Source organism: Anaeromicrobium sediminis, assembly GCF_002270055.1.
Lineage (GTDB): Bacteria > Bacillota > Clostridia > Peptostreptococcales > Thermotaleaceae > Anaeromicrobium > Anaeromicrobium sediminis.
In genome coordinates this window covers 112,332-133,407 of sequence record NZ_NIBG01000009.1, presented here as the reverse complement: position 1 = coordinate 133,407, position 21,076 = coordinate 112,332, and the positions used below count along the sequence as shown (strand labels likewise).

18 protein-coding genes are annotated in these 21,076 nt (G+C 30.4%); 4 read left to right on the top strand and 14 right to left on the bottom strand.

Annotated features, from left to right (window positions below; genetic code table 11):
- Window positions 1–92 precede the first annotated feature (92 nt).
- Both CCE28_RS11705 and CCE28_RS11700 read right to left on the bottom strand, forming a co-directional pair.
- Complete coding sequence (locus tag CCE28_RS11705) at window positions 93–1,142, bottom strand: ABC transporter ATP-binding protein (protein WP_095133906.1); 1,050 nt, start codon at window positions 1,140–1,142, stop codon at window positions 93–95.
- A gap of 10 nt (window positions 1,143–1,152) precedes the next feature.
- Window positions 1,153–1,803 carry an isochorismatase family cysteine hydrolase gene (locus tag CCE28_RS11700; protein WP_095133905.1) on the bottom strand — a complete coding sequence of 217 codons (651 nt, stop codon included), beginning with the start codon at window positions 1,801–1,803 and terminating at the stop codon, window positions 1,153–1,155.
- A 149-nt stretch (window positions 1,804–1,952) separates the two neighbouring features.
- On the opposite strand from CCE28_RS11700, the gene CCE28_RS11695 reads away from it, so the two are divergent.
- Entirely contained in the window at window positions 1,953–3,311 is a 1,359-nt protein-coding gene (locus tag CCE28_RS11695; protein WP_176461789.1) for a CCA tRNA nucleotidyltransferase, read from the top strand.
- A 25-nt stretch (window positions 3,312–3,336) separates the two neighbouring features.
- Here CCE28_RS11695 and CCE28_RS11690 read toward each other — a convergent pair whose 3' ends face one another.
- The 4 genes from CCE28_RS11690 to CCE28_RS11675 form a co-directional block, all read right to left on the bottom strand.
- On the bottom strand, window positions 3,337–4,755 hold the full coding sequence (locus CCE28_RS11690; RefSeq protein WP_095133903.1) for a hypothetical protein: 1,419 nt from the start codon (window positions 4,753–4,755) through the stop codon (window positions 3,337–3,339).
- A complete protein-coding gene (locus tag CCE28_RS11685; RefSeq protein WP_095133902.1) occupies window positions 4,745–6,154 on the bottom strand; it encodes an ATP-binding protein in 1,410 nt (469 codons plus the stop codon). Before CCE28_RS11685 ends, CCE28_RS11690 begins: the two co-directional genes overlap by 11 nt.
- 5 nt (window positions 6,155–6,159) lie before the next feature.
- On the bottom strand, window positions 6,160–6,843 hold the full coding sequence (locus CCE28_RS11680; RefSeq protein WP_095133901.1) for a response regulator transcription factor: 684 nt from the start codon (window positions 6,841–6,843) through the stop codon (window positions 6,160–6,162).
- A gap of 111 nt (window positions 6,844–6,954) precedes the next feature.
- Entirely contained in the window at window positions 6,955–8,535 is a 1,581-nt protein-coding gene (locus tag CCE28_RS11675) for a CorA family divalent cation transporter (protein WP_095133900.1), read from the bottom strand.
- A 118-nt stretch (window positions 8,536–8,653) separates the two neighbouring features.
- On the opposite strand from CCE28_RS11675, the gene CCE28_RS11670 reads away from it, so the two are divergent.
- Window positions 8,654–9,532, top strand: coding sequence for a fumarylacetoacetate hydrolase family protein (locus tag CCE28_RS11670; RefSeq protein WP_095133899.1), 879 nt, complete (start codon window positions 8,654–8,656; stop codon window positions 9,530–9,532).
- A gap of 33 nt (window positions 9,533–9,565) precedes the next feature.
- Here the strand turns inward: CCE28_RS11670 and CCE28_RS11665 are convergent, their stop codons facing one another.
- Genes CCE28_RS11665 through deoC form a run of 3 tightly spaced genes read right to left on the bottom strand, consistent with a single transcriptional unit; the run spans window position 9,566 to window position 12,075 of the window.
- On the bottom strand, window positions 9,566–10,042 hold the full coding sequence (locus CCE28_RS11665) for a DUF1097 domain-containing protein (protein WP_095133898.1): 477 nt from the start codon (window positions 10,040–10,042) through the stop codon (window positions 9,566–9,568).
- Between the two features lie 17 nt (window positions 10,043–10,059).
- Window positions 10,060–11,385 carry a pyrimidine-nucleoside phosphorylase gene (locus CCE28_RS11660; protein WP_095133897.1) on the bottom strand — a complete coding sequence of 442 codons (1,326 nt, stop codon included), beginning with the start codon at window positions 11,383–11,385 and terminating at the stop codon, window positions 10,060–10,062.
- 21 nt (window positions 11,386–11,406) lie between these two features.
- The gene (gene deoC, locus CCE28_RS11655; RefSeq protein WP_095133896.1) at window positions 11,407–12,075 is read right to left on the bottom strand and encodes a deoxyribose-phosphate aldolase; all 669 of its coding nucleotides are present in this window, start codon (window positions 12,073–12,075) and stop codon (window positions 11,407–11,409) included.
- 689 nt (window positions 12,076–12,764) lie between these two features.
- Here deoC and CCE28_RS11650 point away from each other — a divergent pair.
- Entirely contained in the window at window positions 12,765–13,985 is a 1,221-nt protein-coding gene (locus tag CCE28_RS11650; protein WP_095133895.1) for a NupC/NupG family nucleoside CNT transporter, read from the top strand.
- Window positions 13,986–14,023: 38 nt separating this feature from the next.
- On the opposite strand, the gene CCE28_RS11645 is transcribed toward CCE28_RS11650, so the two are convergent.
- The 5 genes from CCE28_RS11645 to CCE28_RS11625 all read right to left on the bottom strand — a co-directional run bounded on the left by CCE28_RS11645 (window position 14,024) and on the right by CCE28_RS11625 (window position 19,716).
- Window positions 14,024–16,318: a PAS domain-containing sensor histidine kinase gene (locus CCE28_RS11645; RefSeq protein WP_095133894.1), complete on the bottom strand. Its 2,295-nt coding sequence runs from the start codon at window positions 16,316–16,318 to the stop codon at window positions 14,024–14,026.
- A 134-nt stretch (window positions 16,319–16,452) separates the two neighbouring features.
- Entirely contained in the window at window positions 16,453–16,935 is a 483-nt protein-coding gene (locus CCE28_RS11640; RefSeq protein ID WP_095133893.1) for a PTS sugar transporter subunit IIA, read from the bottom strand.
- Between the two features lie 10 nt (window positions 16,936–16,945).
- The gene (gene nagB / locus CCE28_RS11635; RefSeq protein WP_095133892.1) at window positions 16,946–17,686 is read right to left on the bottom strand and encodes a glucosamine-6-phosphate deaminase; all 741 of its coding nucleotides are present in this window, start codon (window positions 17,684–17,686) and stop codon (window positions 16,946–16,948) included.
- A 17-nt stretch (window positions 17,687–17,703) separates the two neighbouring features.
- Window positions 17,704–18,840 carry an N-acetylglucosamine-6-phosphate deacetylase gene (gene nagA, locus CCE28_RS11630; RefSeq protein WP_095133891.1) on the bottom strand — a complete coding sequence of 379 codons (1,137 nt, stop codon included), beginning with the start codon at window positions 18,838–18,840 and terminating at the stop codon, window positions 17,704–17,706.
- Between the two features lie 18 nt (window positions 18,841–18,858).
- The gene (locus CCE28_RS11625) at window positions 18,859–19,716 is read right to left on the bottom strand and encodes a PRD domain-containing protein (RefSeq protein WP_176461788.1); all 858 of its coding nucleotides are present in this window, start codon (window positions 19,714–19,716) and stop codon (window positions 18,859–18,861) included.
- Window positions 19,717–20,211: 495 nt separating this feature from the next.
- Between CCE28_RS11625 and CCE28_RS11620 the strand changes: the two genes are divergently transcribed.
- The gene (locus tag CCE28_RS11620; protein ID WP_207652892.1) at window positions 20,212–21,045 is read left to right on the top strand and encodes a peptidoglycan-binding domain-containing protein; all 834 of its coding nucleotides are present in this window, start codon (window positions 20,212–20,214) and stop codon (window positions 21,043–21,045) included.
- Window positions 21,046–21,076 lie beyond the last annotated feature (31 nt).

The following is a 21,076-nucleotide window of genomic DNA, read 5'->3' as shown; positions in this document are numbered from 1 at the left end:
TAGTATTTAACAAAATTAGTCAAGAAATACAAATAACACGTAGCAAATATACATATTCACTGCGTGTTATTACTTTTTTCCTATTTTTCTTTTTAAAAAAACATACTATCCTCAATAACAATTTTTATTTTATCCCCTATTCTTATTTTGTCAGAATTGTTCGCATTTTGCACCACAAGCTTTATTTTTGTCGCATTTTGCAATTTTATGCTACATATTTCCATATTTCCCTTATATGTAATCTCTTTAACAACACCTTCATTATAGGGCCCCTTTGTAGCACATATATTTATTTTTTCAGGTCTTATTGCAAAAGTATATGCTTGTCCTACTTTCAAGTTCTTATTAGAATTAATATACAACATCTGTCCATCTACGTCTATTTCACAAAACTCTTTTTTAACATTTCTAACCACGCCCTTAAAAACATTTGCCTCTCCTATGAATTTAGCCACAAATAGATCTTTAGGCTGTTCATATACCTCTACGGGAGTTCCCTTTTGAATAATCACACCATCTTTCATTACCATTATTTCATCAGAAAGTTTAAGAGCTTCTTCCTGATCATGGGTAATAAAAAGAGTGGTTATATTAGTCTTTTTTTGTATTTCCTTTAGTTCCTCTTGCATCCCTATTCTCAATTCTTTATCAAGGGCATTTAAAGATTCATCTAACAATAAAAGATCAGGTTTCATTATAAGAGCTCTCCCTAATGCCACTCGTTGCCTTTGTCCTCCTGATAATTCATCTACTCTTCTATTTACAAACTCCTTTAATTTCACAACGGATATTATCTCTTCAAGTTGCTGACTCTTTTCATGGTTCGAGACCCTTTTATTTTTAAGACCATATAGTATATTTTCCTTAACAGATAAATGGGGAAACAATGCATAATTTTGAAAGACCAAAGCAATATTCCTCTTATATATGGGCATATTAGTTATTTCATTATTCTTTAAGTAGATTTTCCCCTCATGAACTTTCTCTATTCCACTTATTATCTTCAGTAAGGTTGTTTTTCCGCAGCCTGATGGCCCTAATATGGACACAAAACTACCCCTTTTAATATTCATAGATATATTTTTTAATACTAAATTTCCATCATAATATTTACTTACATTTTCAACTTTAAAATATGACATTTATGTTCTCCTATATTACTTTTTCCACAATCTCAATGCCATTTGACTCCATCATATAAAGAGACATTAAGTATAATAAATCTCCATCATGATAAGTCACATCTAAATCGTAAGTTTCTACGCAATTTTTAGGTACAATTATTCTGTTCTTTAAATTTTTCTCATTATGATAAGCTTTAAGAGTCAATGCCAATTGCATTACACATATATCAGTACAATCTCCTACAATTATGTAATTTTTAATTCCCTCATTCTCCCTTAGCCATTTGGCAAACTGCTCATTTACAAAGGCGTTTGTGGAATTTTTACATATGACTTCACTATTATTATCTATGTATCCTTTAAGCTCATCTACAATTTCTGCCTCTTGGGTACCCACCAAACAATGGGTTGGATATGTTTCAAGTTCTAGGGATTCATGGGTATGGGTATCCTTTATAAATATCTTTTTATAATTTTTCCCCTTATTTAACAACTCCTCAATAGGACTTAATATTTTACTAATTCTATCTGAAAATAAATTACCTTCTTTTACAAATCCATTTATCACATCTACCACCATAATAACGGTACAATCTTCTTTTAATTCTTTCAAATGAATCGGTTCTAGTTCCTTGTACTTTTCATTTATTTTATTTAAGCTATCAATCATTTTTCCCATTGTCCTCTACTCCTTTAGTAAGTATAATAATTATATATAGTATAATTTCCTAAATAATCCTATTTAATTATACTACAAATGACACTATTTATATGTATTGATAATTTCCTATAAAGTATATTTTTCCTTAAAAGGTGATGATTTATAATATGAAAGACAAATTAAACTTATTAAAACATATATCCCATGACATAAGAGAATCAGGAGGAAGAATTTTTTTCGTAGGGGGTTATGTGAGGGACTACATAATGAAAAAGGAGCCAAAGGACATAGATACAGAAACCTATGGAATTTCTTTGGAAAAATTATATAGTATTTTAGGTAAATATGGAAAGGTTTCTCAAGTTGGCAAATCCTTTGGCGTATTAATTTTAAAAGATGTTGATTTTGCCTTACCAAGAAAAGAAACTAAAGTTTCTAAGGGCCATAAGGGTTTTCATATAGATACGGATCCTTATTTATCATACTTCCAAGCCAGCACTCGTAGGGATTTTACCATGAATGCCATTTTAATGGATGTTATTACAAATGAAATAATTGATCCCCATAATGGAAGAGCTCATATTAAAGAAAAAATAATAAAACATATTAATCCTTCTACCTTTATAGAAGATCCCCTAAGGGTTTATAGAGCAATACAATTTGCATCACGATTTAATTTTAAAATTCATAAGGATACTATTGATTTATGTAAAAAAATGGACTTATCGAGTCTTCCTTCAGAAAGAATATATGAAGAATTTAAAAAGTTTTTACTTTTTTCAGATACTCCATCCATAAGTCTTAAGTATATGAAAGAAATGAATATGCTTAAATATTTTCCCGAATTGAAGGCTCTAGTAAATTGTCCTCAAGATAAAATCCATCATCCTGAAGGAGATGTTTTTAATCATACATTATTAGTCCTAGACAAGGCTGCATCTTTAAAAGAAGGAAGTTCTGATCCTTTAACTTATATGCTAGGAGCCCTATGTCATGATTTTGGAAAACCCTCCACAACGGAGATGGTAAATGGTAGGATCATATCCCACAATCATGATCGAGAAGGAGTAATTCCTGCTAGCACTTTTTTGCCACGTCTTACTAATGAGAAAAAGATTATAGAAAAGGTATGCTTATTAATAAAAAATCATATGAAGCCCTTTCAATTTTATCAAGCGAGGGATACAATTTCAGATAAAGCCTTTAGAAAACTATCTAAAGAACTTTTTCCTTCAGGAGGAATTAATGAATTGCTACTCTTAGCCAGAGCTGATCATACCTGCCGCTCTACACCAGACAAGGAAGATGAATTTTCTCATATAATAGACTTTTTTAAAAATAAAATAAATAATATGAACTTAGATAAAAAGTTCATTCCGTTAGTAAAGGGACAAGATTTAATAAATTTAGGTTTAAAACCTTCTAAGGAATTTTCCATAATCTTAAAGAGAGCAGAGTCCTTCCAGTTAGAAGGTTTCTCTAAGGTTGAAATAATTTCAAAACTAAAAAGTGAATTTAAATTATAAAAGGATGGCTACGCCATCCTTTCTTCTATTCTTTTTCCATATTGTTTTTCTTCATATCTTTTTCAATTTCTTCTTTTATTATTTTATCCCATTTATCCACATATGAGTAGATAGCCCACTCTGCCATTACAACTTTCTCATCTTCCTTCTTATCTATTACAACCATTGGATTTTTAGAAAGATCTATTTCTTCAATTTTATACATGTATATCTTTTTATCACTTATTATTATGGCCACATCCCTATTAGGAGATGTAAAGGCATCTATGGCATCAGGAACTTTTTTCTCCACTTCCAACCAACTTATATGGAATTTATCATAATTGACTAATTTTTTCGAAGGAAACTTATCCACTTCAAAATCGAAATAGTCCCTTCTACTATCATTGTAGTAAGTTCTTCCCTTCATAGCCCAATGTCCCTTTTGTCTATATAACATAAAATTATCTTCCCTAAGATTTTTGTCTAAACTATCGTAAATACCCTTATGCAAAGAGTTCAATAGTCTTTTAAAACCTACAGAATAATCTTCTTTTAGTTTGTTTCCGCCCACATCAGAAACCTTTATTCCAACCCCTTCATGGACTGCATCTATAGGAATTACTTTAAATCTCATTTCATTAGTTTCATTGTCCCTATATTCTATACCCATATATTCACTGGCAGCAAAAACTATTTTCTTTTCCTTATTCCATTCATAATCTTCTTCCCTTATTACATCTTCTTCATTCTTTATAGGGTAGGCATATATGAGATTAGGAATTTCATATTCATCCTCTGTCAATCCTACTTTCCAAAAGCCTGTTTTTCTTGGTACAAACAAGGAATTCATTTCCAAAATAGGATTTGGCTTATTCTCTTTAGTACTTATCCATATGGTCTTGTATTCCTTAGAATCAGACCTCATGCCTATTAATACTCCCGTTTTAGAAATCTTTTTATCCATAGGAGCTTTTATAGATTCCAATTCCTGCTCATTGCTCATTTTCTTCACATTAAAAAAGATATAATCTACAAAAAACACCAAATCATTATCATCTATTTTAATGAATTCAGCAAATAATTTACCATTATAAGTTATATCTATTATTTCAACTTCATTTTTACTTATACCCAGACTTTTAGGGCTTACCTTATAAGTATTTGAAAAATATTTTTCAGAATTCACTCTTTTAACTTTGTAAGAAGGATTCTTACATATTTCATCTCCTATTTGAACCTTATCTTCACTAAATATTATCTTATTATTAATCCATCTATTTAAATTATTTTCAACATTTAAATCATTCAATATGAGTCTATAATCCTTTATGTTCCAACTTCCCTTAACAGGTATGGCTTTATTATTAGGAGCCACCACATTATCAGCTTTTTCTATTTTTAAATCCATACAACCAGAAAGTAATATGACTAAAATTATAACTACAAAAATTTTATGCTTCATCCTTCTTCTCCCCTATAGGTAATTGAATATGGACCCTCGTTCCATTATTTATCTCACTTTCTATATATAATTGTCCTCCATGAATTTTAACTATCTCGTCACATATGGACAAACCTATTCCATTCTTAGATTTACTGTTTTTACCTTTATAGAACTTTTCCTTAACTTTTGGCAAATCTTCCTCACATATGCCACAACCATTATCTTCTATTAATATATGCACATAACTTTTCTCTTTTTTAGCCGTAAGTTTTACTAAACCATTTTCATCCACAAACTTAAAGGCATTATCTAAAATATTTATTAAAACTTGTTTTATTTTATTTTTATCCACATTAACTATAGCAAGGGGCTTTTCATATTCTACTAAGAACTCAATATTTTTCCTATATGCAATGGAGCTCATATGGGTTTTTATATATTCAATAATTTGTTCCATATGGATATTCTCCCTCTTAATGGTCACTTGCCCTGATAAAAGTTTAGAAAAATCCAACAGCTCCTCTACCATCTCCGTAAGTCTTTCACTTTCCTTCTCTATAATGTGTAACCCCTCTTTTATGCTCTCCTCATCCTTGACTATTCCATTATTTAAAAGTACTGCCCATCCTTTTATTCCAGTTAAAGGAGTTCTGATTTCATGGGATACAGATGAAATAAAATCATTTTTCAATCTTTCCTTTTTCAATATTTCTCCAGCCATATAATTTAGAGTATTTGAAAGTTTTCCAATTTCATCATTATAAAAGATTTTTGCCCTAGTTTCAAAATCTCCCTCACTCATTTTTTCTGCACTTTTAGTTAACTCTTTTATAGGTTCTATTATGGTATTTGATAAAAACAAACTGACTATTGCACCAATTACCATTACAAGTACACCAATGCCTATAAATATAAAGGATATGTTTTTAATAATTAAGTCTACCCACTTTAGGGATGTTACAAAACGTAGTACTCCTACTATTTCATTCCCTGATTTTAGAGGGTGTGATATGGCCATTACTTTATTTGAATCATAATGAACACTACCTATATATTTTCCTATTTCTCCACTAAGTGCTTTTTCAAAATCAGCAGAATTCATAGATTGATTATATGCCACCCCTATTGAATCCATAAGGACTTTCCCTTTAGAATCTATAATTTGTACTTGGGCATCCGTTTGATGCCAAAATACATCCACATCATCTAACACATTTTCTTCTAGTGATTTGGAACTGAAATATTTTTCATATAAACTAGCTGAAACCTTGATTTGATTAACAAGTATGTCTTCCACATTTCCATAGTAGTATTTTCTAACCAGTCCTATTAATAATATTTCAAATATTATTACGGTCACAATAATTACTATCATGAAATTGCTAACCATTCTTCTTTTAATACTATCTTTAGCCATCCTATTTATCCTTTCCACCTATAACCGGTACCCCAGACAGTTTCAATATATTCTGGCTCAGATGAAGTATCTTCAACCTTTTTTCGCAGCCTTCTAATGTGCACATCCACATTTTTTGACTCACCTACAAACTCCCACCCCCATACATCTTTCAATAATTCCTCTCTACTAAAAGCCTTTTTAGGATTTTGTATAAATATTTTCATTAATTCATACTCTTTAGGGGTTAGATCTAACTCTACATTATTTTTATATACCTTTTTAGAGTATATATCTATTTTAAAAGGTGGACTTTCTATTATATTATCCCCCGTATAAACTTCTTTTTTACTTCTTCTTAATAAAGCCTTAACCCTTAAAATCAACTCAGTTGGATTGAAAGGCTTTACCATATAGTCATCTGCACCATTTTCTAGTCCATTTATTTTGTCAACATCTTGACTTTTAGCTGTCAACATGATTATTCCAATATCCGGATATTTTTTCCTCAATTGATCACATACCTGAAATCCATCTATTCCTGGTAACATTACATCTAACAAAACCACATCTGGCTTTTCTTCTTCTACTTTTTCTAATGCATCTTCACCTGTTGGCACATCCCTTACTTGAAATCCACTACATTTAAATGTAACTCTCAAAACAGAAGATATGCTACTATCATCCTCTACTATAAGTATCTTTTCCATATAACTCCTCCCAAGATTCCTATTTCAATATTAAATATTATATCATCATAATCTATATTTTTCCCGTCTAATGATTATTTGTAACTAAATCGATATCTTTTTTATAGGTTATTAAATAAGTAAAATTTTAAGTAAAAATATGCTTATTATTAAAAAGAAAATTAAATTTATTAAATTTTTATTCTTTAGAATACCATATATAAGTACAAGAGTACTTATGGCAGGAAATAAAAAATAATAATACATCCATCTTTGTACATCTGAATTCTTGTACCAAAAAAGTAAGTTTTCTTCATATATATTCATGCCAAAATATCCAGTAAAAAAGGAAGGAATTACAAAAGCTCCTCCTATTATGGTGAGAATATATAGGACCTTATTAGTTCTTTGATCTGCCATGAGTCTAGCATATTCATGCATCTCATCTATTTCCTTTTTTAAATTCATTATATCCTTTTCAATTTTCATAGCCCATTCTATTTTAGAATAAATTTCATTCCCCTGTTCCTTTGGTGTTACTTCTCTAAAATACATTCTATTAATAAATTGTAGGTAATCACTATATAATCTACTTATTTTTTTTATCAAATCGTCTTTTTTCATCATGGATATGGTTGCAACCTCATTTGAAAACTTCAATACGGAAGCCCTTTGTGCTAAAGCTAAACAAACTATATCATAGTATATGGTCTTTAAATCTTCTATCAATTTCCACGGATTCAAAAAAATTTCTTCTAGTTTATCCAGTTCATTAGATATTAAAACTAATGAATTTTCAGTTATTCCGTATAGACTTCCCTTTTTTATCCATCTATCATAGGTATGTTCCTTAATAAAGGGTCTAATATATTTTGAACTTTGGTATTTAGGAGCGTTATTATTTATGGCAATGAAATTATACCAATACAAATCTCCTTCATATTTGTATTTCCCCCTTTGATGCATCTTAAATTTTTCAATCAATTCATCACTTCCATACCAACATATGACAAACATTCTATCATCAATTATGGGAGTTATGTGCACTTTTCTTCCTTTATATAGGTTTTTCTGTGCCTTAAATTTTTCTCCTAATAATTTTAGTATTATACTAGGCACTTTGTATTTATTTTTTATAACACTTTCAAACTCTTCCTTTATATTGTATTTTTCAAATTGAATTTCTATCCTATCAGCTAGTAATATTTCTTTTGCCCTATCTATAGGTAAAAAAGGAGGATATATTCGTCTTCCATAGTCATTTATCTTTAAAATATCTTCTTTGTTACTATATTTTTTATTTATTAAATAAAAGGATATTATCCCAATTCCCGTCTTATACACTTTCAATCGTATCTTATCAATAGATAAAGCATACTTAAAAATCTCATCTTTTTTTCTTACACAAATATTGTATTTCCCATTCTTTTCCTTGTACTTATAATTAAAGACCATTTGTTCAGCATACTTTTTATGAGAAGGCTCATATCTACAAAACATGGCATCCTTACCATGGTCAAAAAAATACATTAATTCATTATATCCGTCTTCATTATCTCCATTATGCATTTCGTATTGCCATTTATCAGAAAGGTCTTTCATAAATAACTTTAAATCAGATTCTTTATTTAAGTCAAATTTACTTCGATTCATGATTTTCCAAGAAAATGGAAACATAAATATATGCAAGCTTTTAATTTCTTCCTTCTTCATATTAAATTCCTTTCTATCTTATCCTTTACTAATTATTTATTATTCCCACAAGAACTTTTCTATATAAAGGATTTACAAATAATTTGTTGAATATTATCTATATAAAGGAGGTAAAAATATGTATTTTTTAACCTATTTACATAAAGACGAAAAAAATTATGGAATGCTAAATAAAAATAAAGATAAAATAATTCCCCTAAGCGAAATTTTCAAATCAAAAACTCTAAATGATTTTATTTGTACATTTAATGAATCTATACTAGAAGAGATAAATAACCTAATGGACTCCTCTAACTTAAACTCTATTCCTTTAAGTGAAGTGAAATTATTAGCTCCTATTCCCCATCCTAAAAGAAATATTTTTTGTTTAGGTAAAAACTATTTAGACCATGCAAAAGAAGTAGTAGGATTACCAGGAGCCGATGACAACATTCCTAAATTTCCTATATATTTTTCTAAAATAGCCAATCCAGCAATAGGACATTTGGATATCATTAAAAATCATAGTGAAATAACTAAGATGATTGATTATGAGGTAGAGTTAGGAGTAATAATAGGAAAAGATGGGATAAATATCAAAGAAGACGAGGCTGAAGAATATGTTTTTGGATACACCATAGTAAATGATGTGTCTGCTAGAAATTTACAGCGCAAACACACTCAATGGTTCAAGGGAAAGAGTTTAGAAACCTTCTGCCCAATGGGCCCCTATATTGTACATAAATCTCAAATACCATTTCCAGTAGAACTAGATATAAAATGTAGTGTAAATGGTGAACTTAGACAGAATTCTAACACTAAAAACATGATATTTAATATTGCCAATGTAATAAGTGACTTATCAAAGGGAATGGAATTAAAAGCAGGAGATATTATCATAACAGGCACCCCATCAGGTGTAGGTCTTGGATTCTCTCCTTTTAAATTCTTAAATTCAAAGGACAAAGTGGAATGTTATATTGAAAAAATTGGTACTTTAACAAATTTCATAGAATAAATATGTAAATAAAAAAGAGGCTTACGCCTCTTTTTATTGTTCTGCTACTACGCTACTTTTACTTTTTGCTATTACATCAGTAAGTTTTACTGATATTAATCCTATACACTGTCCTATTATAAGTCCTACTATTGTGCCCATAATATTAAAGTTAGTTGCAAAATAAGTAGAACATCCTATGAATGAAGCGGGTATTGATGAAAATGGCTTATACCTTGACATCCAGCAAATTATTGCCGAGCCCATACCATTAGCAATACCTAGTGCCAACTTCGTTCCTATAATAGGAGCTAGAAAGTCTCCGAATTTAACTGCTAATATTCCCCAAAATACACCACTTAAATTATTTATCAACGTTTTTTTAATTCCTGCTTCGTCTCCACCGGCAACAAAAAAGCTTGACCATCCGAAAAATCCAGCAAAAGTTATAAATCCTAGTGACATGCTACTCATAACCCAACAACCTGCTAAAATTCCAGATGCAATACCTATTGCAATAACTATGTTCATATGTCCACTCCTACTTCCTAGTATTTCTCTATTCCATTCTTAGTTACGATACCTTTAATTAATTTATTTGGAAGAATTTTTTCTTCTACTATTGTATATGAATCTAATAATATCTTTTCTGATACTTCTTTCTTTTGTAGATCATTGGCATATATGGTAGCTATGGCTTCACCAGTTTTTACATAATCACCAATTTTCTTCTTAAGCATAATTCCCACAGAAAGGTCAATTATACTTTCCTTTGTTTCTCTTCCTGCACCAAGTACTAATGCTGCTCTTCCCACATCATCAGCTTTAATTCCTTTTACATATCCAGATTCCTTAGCTAATACTTCTTCTACAATCTTTGGTGTTTCAAATTTTTCTGGATTATCCACATATGATGAGTCTCCACCTTGGGCCCCAACAAATTCTTTTAACTTTCCTAATGCAGTTTTAGAAGTTATAGTTTCTTCTAACATAGCTCTAGCTTCTTTAGGATCCTTAGCTTTTCCACCTAAAACTAGCATGTGAGATCCTAATGTTAGACAAAGTTCTGTTAAATCCTCAGGACCTTTTCCCATTAATGTATCAATAGCTTCCTTAACTTCTAATATATTTCCTACTGCATAACCTAGAGGTTGATCCATATCAGTAACTACACCAACTGTGTTTCTTTTCACATTAGTTCCTATATCAACCATTTCTTTAGCTAATTCAAAAGAAGCATCTTCTTCCTTCATAAAAGCGCCACTACCAGTTTTTACATCTAGTACAATGGCTTCTGCTCCAGAAGCTATTTTTTTGCTCATTATACTACTTGCAATTAATGAAAGGTTATCAACTGTGGCTGTTACATCCCTTAAAGCATATAATTTCTTATCTGCTGGTGCTAAGTTAGCCGTTTGGCCTCCAACTGCAATTTTATCTTTATTAACATTTTCCACGAACTTTTCAATTGGCATATCAACAGTAAATCCTGGAAAAGATTCTAATTTATCTATAGTTCCACCTGTGTGTCCAAGTCCACGGCCTGACATTTTAGCTACAGGTACTCCTGCTGCTGCAACCATAGGTCCTAATATTAATGTAGTTGTATCACCAACACCACCTGTACTGTGCTTATCTACTTTCACTCCATTAATACCTGATAAGTCTATGATTTCTCCACTATTTACCATAGCCATTGTTAAATCAGCAGTTTCTCTTTTATTCATCTTTTGAAAATATATTGCCATCATCATAGCTGAAACTTGATAATCAGGAATTTCTCCCTTTGTATAACCATCAACGAAGAAGTTTATTTCTTCTGTCGTAAGCTCAGAACCATTTCTTTTTTTCATTATCAAATCATACATTCTCATTTTATTCACCTGCCTTAAGAATTAGTATCCAGTACTTTCGTTCTTAGTTCCTTCTGCAATATTTACAGACGCACTAGCACCGATTCTACTAGCTCCAGCTTCAATAACAGCTTGTGCATCTTCCTTAGTTCTAACTCCACCTGAAGCTTTAACTCCCATTTCAGGACCTACAGTTTCTCTCATTAATTTAATATCTTCTACTGTTGCTCCACCTGTACTAAATCCTGTAGAAGTCTTTACAAAATCAGCTCCAGCTTCCTTAGACAACTCACATACCTTTACTTTTTCTTCGTCAGTTAATAGGCAAGCTTCTATAATAACCTTAACTAAAGCCTTTCCCTTAGCCGCATCTACTACAGCTTTTATGTCTCTAAGTACATAATCATAGTCCTTGTCTTTTAAAGCTCCAATGTTAATTACCATATCTATTTCTGTTGCTCCAAGTTCAATAGATCTCTTAGTTTCAAAAGCTTTTGATTCAATTTCCATTGCTCCTAAAGGAAAACCTACTACTGTAGTAACATCTACCCCAGTTCCCTCTAATTCTTTTGCAACTAATTTTGTGTAACAACTATTTACACATACTGAAGCAAATTTATACTTTTTAGCTTCTTCACAAACCTTTAGTACCTGCTCCTTTGTAGTGTCTGCTTTAAGAATTGTGTGATCAATATAAGATGCAATATTCATAATAAAATCCCTCCAACTTTCTAATTTTTATATAAATAGAATTTTAATTTTTACATAAATTATTATTTCTATTTAGTATTTGCATATACTATATTTAAAATCTTTAAATTTCTTTGTTACTTTTATCCAAACACATAATATATTTTATGTATTTTGTGCCTTGTGGTTAAGCTAATAATACTTCTAATAATTTATAAAATGATTAATTAGCTCGTTCTTCTTTAAATCAAATAAAATATAGCTTAAAAAAACCATATTTTTTCCTAAATCTGTTCCTATTACAATTATACTTTCATATAAAGGGGATTTTGACATAAGTTGGTAATTTTAGCAAAAATAAATAAAAACGTCCCTTAGATAAATTATTTCATTTATCTAAGGGACGAATATAATCCGTGTTATCACCCTTTTCATAGACATAAGTCTACTAACTGTTTATAGGCAGTCAACCTAAAATCCCCCTATGGAAGGATTGTCAATTTTTATTTTTTAACATGGCGAACCCTTTCCGAAATTGAAAAGGATAAATTAATAATAATATTTTTTTGTCAAGTAGTCAATACGTAAAATAAATTTTTTTGCACTTGCATTTTGTCGATATATGTCGTATACTTTTTTCTATCGGCCATTGGCCAGGAAAATGTTTTCGCTAATAAATGTACTAAAATCAACAAGAAGGAGTGTCGAAATTGGAAAAAATCATTAGTTTTTTAGGACTTGCAGTAATGGTTGGTCTAGCATACTTAATTTCTGAAAACAAAAAAGCTATCAATTGGAAATTAGTATTAACTGGTATTATTATGCAATTAGTTTTCGGAGTATTAATATTAACTTGGTCACCAGGACAAAAGTTATTTACTGTATTAAATGATCTAGTAACAAATCTATTGGAATTTACTAAACAAGGTACAGCTTTCTTATTTGGTGATTTACTTGACCCAAGTAAGTTTGGATTCATATTTGCACTACAAATATTACCAACTATAATATTCTTCTCAGCTTTAATGGCTGTATTGTATTATTTAGGCGTTATGGAAAAAATCATTACAGTTTTAGCAAGAGTAATGTCTAAAACTCTTGGAACTAGTGGTGCTGAATCTTTATCAGCAGCTGCTAACATTTTCGTTGGTCAAACGGAAGCACCTTTAGTTATTAGACCTTTCATAGCTACAATGACTAAATCAGAGCTTTTAACTGTTATGACTGGTGGTATGGCTACAGTTGCTGGTGGTGTTATGGCTGGTTATGTATCAATGGGAGTATCTGCAGGACACTTAATTGCAGCTAGTATCATGTCTGCTCCTGCAAGTTTAATAATCTCAAAGATTATAGTTCCTGAAACAGAAACACCTGTAACAAAGGGATCTGTAAAAATGGAATTAGAGCAACTTGATTCAAACATCATTGATGCAGCAGCAAGAGGAACTTCTGAAGGTCTTCAATTAGCATTAAATGTTGGAGCAATGTTATTATCATTCATCGCATTAGTTGCAGTTGTAAATGCCTTAGTTGGTTGGTTTGGTGGATTATTGGGTATGGATTACTTAAGTTTAGAATGGCTTTTAGGAAGATTATTCTATCCATTAGCATTAGTTATGGGTGTACCTTCTGTAGATGCATTACAAGCAGCAAGCTTATTAGGACAAAAGATCGTTATCAACGAATTCTTTGCTTATGCTAACTTAAGTACTTTAATTTCTGAAGGTGCATTACAACCAAGAACTGTAATTATCTTAACTTACGCTTTATGCGGATTTGCAAATTTCAGTTCTATAGGTATTCAAATTGGAGGTATTGGACCTCTAGCACCAGAAAGACGTTCTGACCTTGCAAAACTAGGTATGAAATCTTTAATTGGTGGAAGTTTAGCAGCATTTATGACAGCTACTGTAGCTGGTATATTAGTATAATAAATCAAAAACTCTCTGGATTAATCCAGAGAGTTTTTTTATAAATATATATCAGAGAATTCTATAGAAACCTTTTCCACCTTACTATCTTCTACCCACATATTCTTTTTTACTTCTTCATTAGTTTTAACTATTGGTAATTTAAATTCAAAAGTACTTCCTTCACCATATTTACTTTCTAGACAAATCTCTCCATTATGCAGTTCCACTAGGGATTTCACTAGGGATAATCCTATACCACTTCCCTCATTTCTTCTAGCTAAAGATTTATTAACTTGTCTAAATTTATCAAATATTATTTTTTGGCTTTCTTCCTTTATTCCAATACCCGTATCTTTTACTGAAATTAGTACAAACCCATCCGTTTCCTCCATAGTAACAATTATTCTATCACCCTTATTAGTGAACTTAATAGCATTTGATAATAAGTTTAATAATATTCGCTCTATCTTGTCCTGATCACAGGCTATTATGATCCCATCTATATAAGATCTATATTCTAAATTTAATTCCTTTAATTTTATAAAATCAGATATGGATAAGGTCACATCTTCAACTAGTTTTTCTATATTGCAATTTGTAAGATTTAAATCTGAAAACCCAGAATCAATCCTAGTAATATCAATTAAATTATTAACCAATCTAATTAACCTATAACAGTTTTGTTTCATTCTCTCTTTAAGATTCCATATTTTATCTAAACTTTTAGTTTCTCCCATGCTTTTAATATAAATTTCTGTAAGTTGTATTGCTCCTAATATGATGTTTATGGGAGTTCTAAGTTCATGGGATATATTTGAGAAAAATTCTGTTCTAATGGTTTCAAGCTCAACAGCTTCCCTTAAAAGTTTACTTTTTTCTTCCGCCTCCCTTTTTATACTTTCTAGATGTACTCTTTCTGTAATATCTCTACTACAACATATTACTTTTCCTTCTAAGCCCTCTTCACTAAGGGGGATACAACTAGATTCTACGAAAAATTCTTCTCCTTTTATGTCATTCATTTTAAACTTAATTCCTTTTACATTTTTACCTTCTGACAATTTGCTGCATGTATTATTACATTGTTCAAGATATGATGGATCTATTATATTGTTCATATTTAACTCTTTAACTTTACTCTTATTAACTTTTAATCTGCTTAAAAAAGCTGGATTTGCATCGATTATTTCTTTTGTGTTTAAATCATATAGGTATATGTAATCTGGACAAATATTAAAAAACTTCCTATACCTTTCTTCACTCTTTTTAAGGGCTTCCTCCACACTCTTACGCTTAGTTATATCTCTAATAAATATAATCAATTCTTCTGGATTAAATGGAATCAACCTTACTTCATAATAATATAATTGACCATTTATTTTAAGTGAAAATTCATCTTCCATTACGGTATTTTTTTTGAAATTTTCATCTATTTTCCTTTCCAATAATGTTCTGATTTCTACAGACGCTATATCTTCTATCCTTTTCCCTATTATATTATGATTCACATGCTCTCTAAAATCTTTTCCCACTCTACAATCTACTATTTCTTTTTCCCTATTAATTCTCATATATAGATCTGGAATAGCTTCAAATATTTTATTCATCTCTCTAGATTTTTGTCTTAAAATCTCCTTTGTTCTGTTTCTATGAGTTACATCTATACCAAAGGCCCAAGAGTTCCATCCTGATATTTTGACACTTTTTGATATATTAAACCACGCTATATTTTTTATGGTTCCATCTTTACAAGTTAAATCAAATTCCATATCCCTAAAATCTAATCTATCCTCGCTTACTGATATCTTAGCCTTTTCTCTATATTCCTCATCTGGATATACTTTTTCCCATATTTTAGGATTTCTAATGACTTCTTTTTTTGAATATCCTGTCACCTTTTCACATTCCTTATTCCATACTATAACATTACCATCTTTGTCTATTACATCCATAAGAATTGGCATATTCTCAAGTATAGCTTCTAATTTAGATTTATTTTTATTCATTTTTTTTCCGATTAATACATAATTTGTTATATCTTCACAAACACCCATCATTCTTATGATAGTATTTTTTTCATCAAATTCTTTTTTTAACTTAATTTTTAGATATACATATCTACCATTCACAACTATTTTTTTTCTTATATTTACCACCTTTTTAGAACTCTTTTTAAATCTCAATATATCCTTTTCTAATAAATCATTCATATATTTTTTTATATCTTCTTTTGCTAAAAGTTTTCCCTTTATTATTTCTATCATCTCGCTATTAAGTTTAACTACTCTTCCCTTTTCTATGATAAACACAGGAGTCGGTATACTTTCTACCATTTTTTCCAAAGTATTCATACTAGTCCCCTCTCTAACCACTTTTTGCCAAAATATCCTTAGTTTAAATTCTACTTTTTTTAGTAAAATCCTTTAAATAATGACATGAGTTTTTTACAAAAAAATACCATGGTATAATCCATGATATTTTTCAATTACTTTAATATTAACTTTAATGCCAAATCTTTTCCTTTGCTAACTATTCCTTCTTTTTTATCATACTCCTTTATTATATCTCCATTTGTAATTAGGATTGGTGTTACAATTTCTTTTTTATTCTCTTTTATATATTCTAAATCTACTTCCATCAGTAAATCTCCAACAGCTACCTTTTCTCCTACTTCTTTCATAGGTTTAAAGCCTTTTCCCTTTAATTGCACCGTATCTATTCCAATATGAATTAATACTTCTACCCCTTCTTTAGTCTCTAGACCTATGGCATGATATGTGGGAGCTATTTGTATAACAGTTCCTTCCACAGGAGATACTACTTGACTACTTGATGGTATTATGGCAATTCCATCACCTATTAATTTATCTGCAAAAACTTGATCTGGAACTTTCTCTATTTGAATTATTTCTCCATCCATGGGTGCATAAAGTAATACCTCTTTTTTCCTCTTAAAAAAGTTAAACATGTTAATCCTCCTATTCTTTGTCCCTTGACAATAAGCTTGCTGCATCTTCATCCAATATGTAAATTACATCTGGGTGTAACTGAAGAACAGAGGCAGGTAAATCAGGAGTTATTTTCCCTTTAATGCTCTTATAAACAGCTTCTGCCTTTTCAATTCCACTAGCTAGTAATAATATTTTTCTCGCTCTCATTATGGTCTTAATACCCATACTTATTGCTTTTTTAGGTACATCATCTATATTTTCAAAAAAACGTGAATTCACCTCTATAGTATCCTTATCTAGCTTCACCATATGGGTTAATGCCTCAAAGGTTAAATCTGGCTCGTTAAAACCAATATGTCCATTTCTACCAATACCTAATAACTGAAGGTCTATGCCCCCTGATTTTTCAATAGATTGCTCATATAAAACACATTCAGCTTCAATATCATGAGCCTCTCCATTTGGTATATGGATATTTTCTTTCAAAATATTTATATGACTAAATAAATTTTTATCCATAAAGTAATTATAGCTATTTATGTGATTTTTAGCTAATCCATAATATTCATCCAAATTATATGTTATTGTTTTACTAAAATCTACTACTCCTTCCTTATACATTTTTACTAGTGACTTATATGTTCCTAAAGGAGTAGATCCAGTAGCTAGGCCTAATACACTATTAGGTTTTAATATAACTTGACCACTAATTACATTAGCAGCTTTTTTACTTAATTCTTCATAATCCTTTACTATAATTATTCTCATAGGAACCTCCCCCTTTGTTAATATACTTTTTTTCCTCTTATAAAAGTGTTCTTAATCCTATAATTTTTATCCATTACAAATAAATCTGCATCTTTTCCTATATCTATGCTTCCCTTTTTATGATGAATGTTTAGAAGTTTAGCTGGGTTTATAGTGGCCATATTTATAACCTCATAAATTTCTAGATCAGTGTTATTAGCAATGTTTTCTACGGCCTTATTCATGGTCAATATACTTCCTGCTAATGTATTATCTTTTAATCTAGCCGATTCTTCATCCACATGGACCTTTTGACCTCCTAAGTCATAGACCCCTACTTCTAACCCTCCAGCTCTCATGGAATCTGTTATTAATATAATCTTATCTCTTCCCTTTATTTTTAAAATAAGGTTATACAACCCAGGATGGATATGAATATTATCCGCTATTATTTCACAGGTCACATTAGAAGTAAAGGCTGCCCCCACTGCCCCAGGTCTTCTATGGTGAAGGGGAGTCATTCCATTGAAAGTATGAGTAGCATGACTTACTCCCCTCTTTATACTTTCTAAAGCTATTTCAAAATCAGTATTAGTGTGTCCCATGGATATTATAATATTTGTGCTATTCTTTATATTTGAAATGAATTTAAAATCCTTATCTTCCTCTGGTGCCATAGTAATTATTTTAATAATAGGTAAATAAGCCTCTATTAGTTCCAAGCTAGGTTTCATTATGAACTGGTCATTTTGTGCCCCTTTGTATTTAGGGCTTATAAATGGTCCTTCTAAATGACAACCAAGGATCTTAGCTCCTTCTTTAATATTTTTCATGGAATTTTCTATATTATGAAGGGCTCTTATTATGGATTTTCTATCCATAGTCATGGTAGTTGGTAAAAAAGACGTAACTCCAGTTTTTACAATATTTTTACAAATACCTCTCAGTGCCTCCTCAGTGCCATCCATAGTATCATATCCACCAAAACCATGAATGTGAATATCAATAAATCCAGGACCAACAAAGGCTCCATTCACATCAATTATCTCAAAGGCTTCCTTCTTATGAAAATCTTTTTCATCTACTATTTTTTCTATTTTTTCTCCATATATTAAAACAGAGTTTTTTAGTACTTTGTCTTTCAATATTATGTTCCCATTTATTATGGCCTTCATCCACATCATCCCTTGTATTTAAGTTATTTTTGAAACTCGCTTTAACCGTTCTATATGAATAGACAAATATCCAAGTTCTCCTTCTGGTACTTCCATATTTTTATTCTTTTTAATGTGCATTCCTATTTCCTTTGCAATATTAAAGGAACCTTTCATATCTTTTTTTATAGTGTCTATTAAGGGATTTTCTATACACCTATTAGTTTCTAACCTCTTAATAGAAGCCTTAACATGATTTAAAAGTCTATGATAAGCCAATTCATCTGGTTTTAATTCCACATTTAATCTAACTTTTATCTTTTCTATTATTTCACTAATCAACCTTGTATTTTTCACAGTCTCTTTAATATTTTTCTTTTCTCTAGCTGAATGAATGTGTAGTGCTATAAAACCTGCTTCTTCATCAGGTATTTCAATATTCATCCTATCTTTGATTAGTTTTTGTCCAATTTTCCCTATTCTGAACTCTTCATCATATAAGCTTTTTATTTCATATAAAAATGGATTTGTTATTTCTATTCCATTTTTTAACCTTTCAATAGCAAAGCCCACATGATCTGTAAGAACTACATGAACATATTGATCTAAGGCCCCAAGTCTGGATTCTGCAATGGATATTATCTCCTCACATACACCTATTACTTCACCTTCTAATTCTTCTAATAATTGCAAATATTTTTCCTTTGTTTTGGAGTTGAATTTAAAAAATCTTTTTTCCACTTGGTCATCTGATATAGAAACTATTTTACTCTCTTTTTTTCCATATCCAATTCCTTTTCCTATTAATATCATTTCTTTTTTTTCACTTAATTCTTGTGCCAATATTACATTATTATTTAGAGCCTTCATAACCTTATATTTTTTTTCACTCCTCAAAGCTCCTTCTCCTTTCCACTTAATGAAAATATTCATAACCCCATAATATTGAAATAATCCCCATATGTCTTATTAAAATATTTACACCTTTATCATTAGAATATAACCATCTTTCCTTATTTCCCACCTCATATTTGAAGAAAATTTTAATTTAAATACTATTTTCAGACAAAAACAATGCAGGCATGAATCTATATGAGAATACACGTATTCTCATATAGGTTCATGCCTGCATTATCAGTAACACACCCTGCTTATATATTATAGCTTTATAATATCATTCTAAGGAAAACCTTGTCAAGAAGAATTCCTTCTTTTTTCTTTCCCATTTTTCTAACAAATTATTTAAGATTTGTCAACAAATTAGTAACATTTTGTTTACATCCTTTTTATTCATCTTCATGTAATATAAGGGATACCCCTTAAACCCTGTATTTCTTCCCATTTTTATGATATAGTATGTACTAGCATTAGATTAATATGGGAGGAATTATAGTGAAGAAGTTATTACAGACTTTAGTTGTAGGAAGTATTATTTCCAGTATGACTATAACATCCTTTGGAGCTACATATAACTTTTCCAAAAGTGTGTATAAGAAGGGTCAAAGAAGCCAGGAAGTACGAGTATTACAAGAATCTTTAAAAAATGCAGGTGTATTTTCTGCAAATCCTACCGGTTACTACGGTAGCATAACTTATAATTCAGTGAAATCATTTCAACGTAAGCATGGCTTAACGGCTGATGGAATAGTAGGAAAACAAACTATTACTAAATTAAATAGCTTAAGCTTATTTAATAGTAAATCTGCTGAAATTAAAACACCTCAACCTAATATTTCAAGGGGAACATCTTCTAGAAGTTATGGTCAAAAACTTGATTGGTGGACTCAAGTAAAAGGACCTATCTTAAATCCTGGAGACACATTCACAGTAAGAGATCTTTATACGGGTAAAACCTTTAATTTAAAATATACTGTTGGAACTAATCATTCAGATGTGGAGGCTCTAACTGTTGCTGATACTAATACTATCAAATCTATTTGGGGTGGTTTTAGTTGGGCAAGAAGACCAGTTTTAGTATATAAAAATGGTAAGACAATAGCTGCATCTATGAATGCTATGCCTCACGCTGGTAAAGATAATCAACCAGCAGGAAAATTCATTGCCAATAGAAGTGGTGGTTTTGGATATGGTGCTAACTTAGATTATGTTAAAAATAATGGCATGGATGGAGTAATGTGTCTACATTTTTATAATAGTAAGACTCACGGATCTAAGAAGTTAGATTCAAAACATCAGTCTGCTGTTAATAAAGCATCAGGAAGATAATTATCTTTAAGATTAAAAACACTCAATGAAT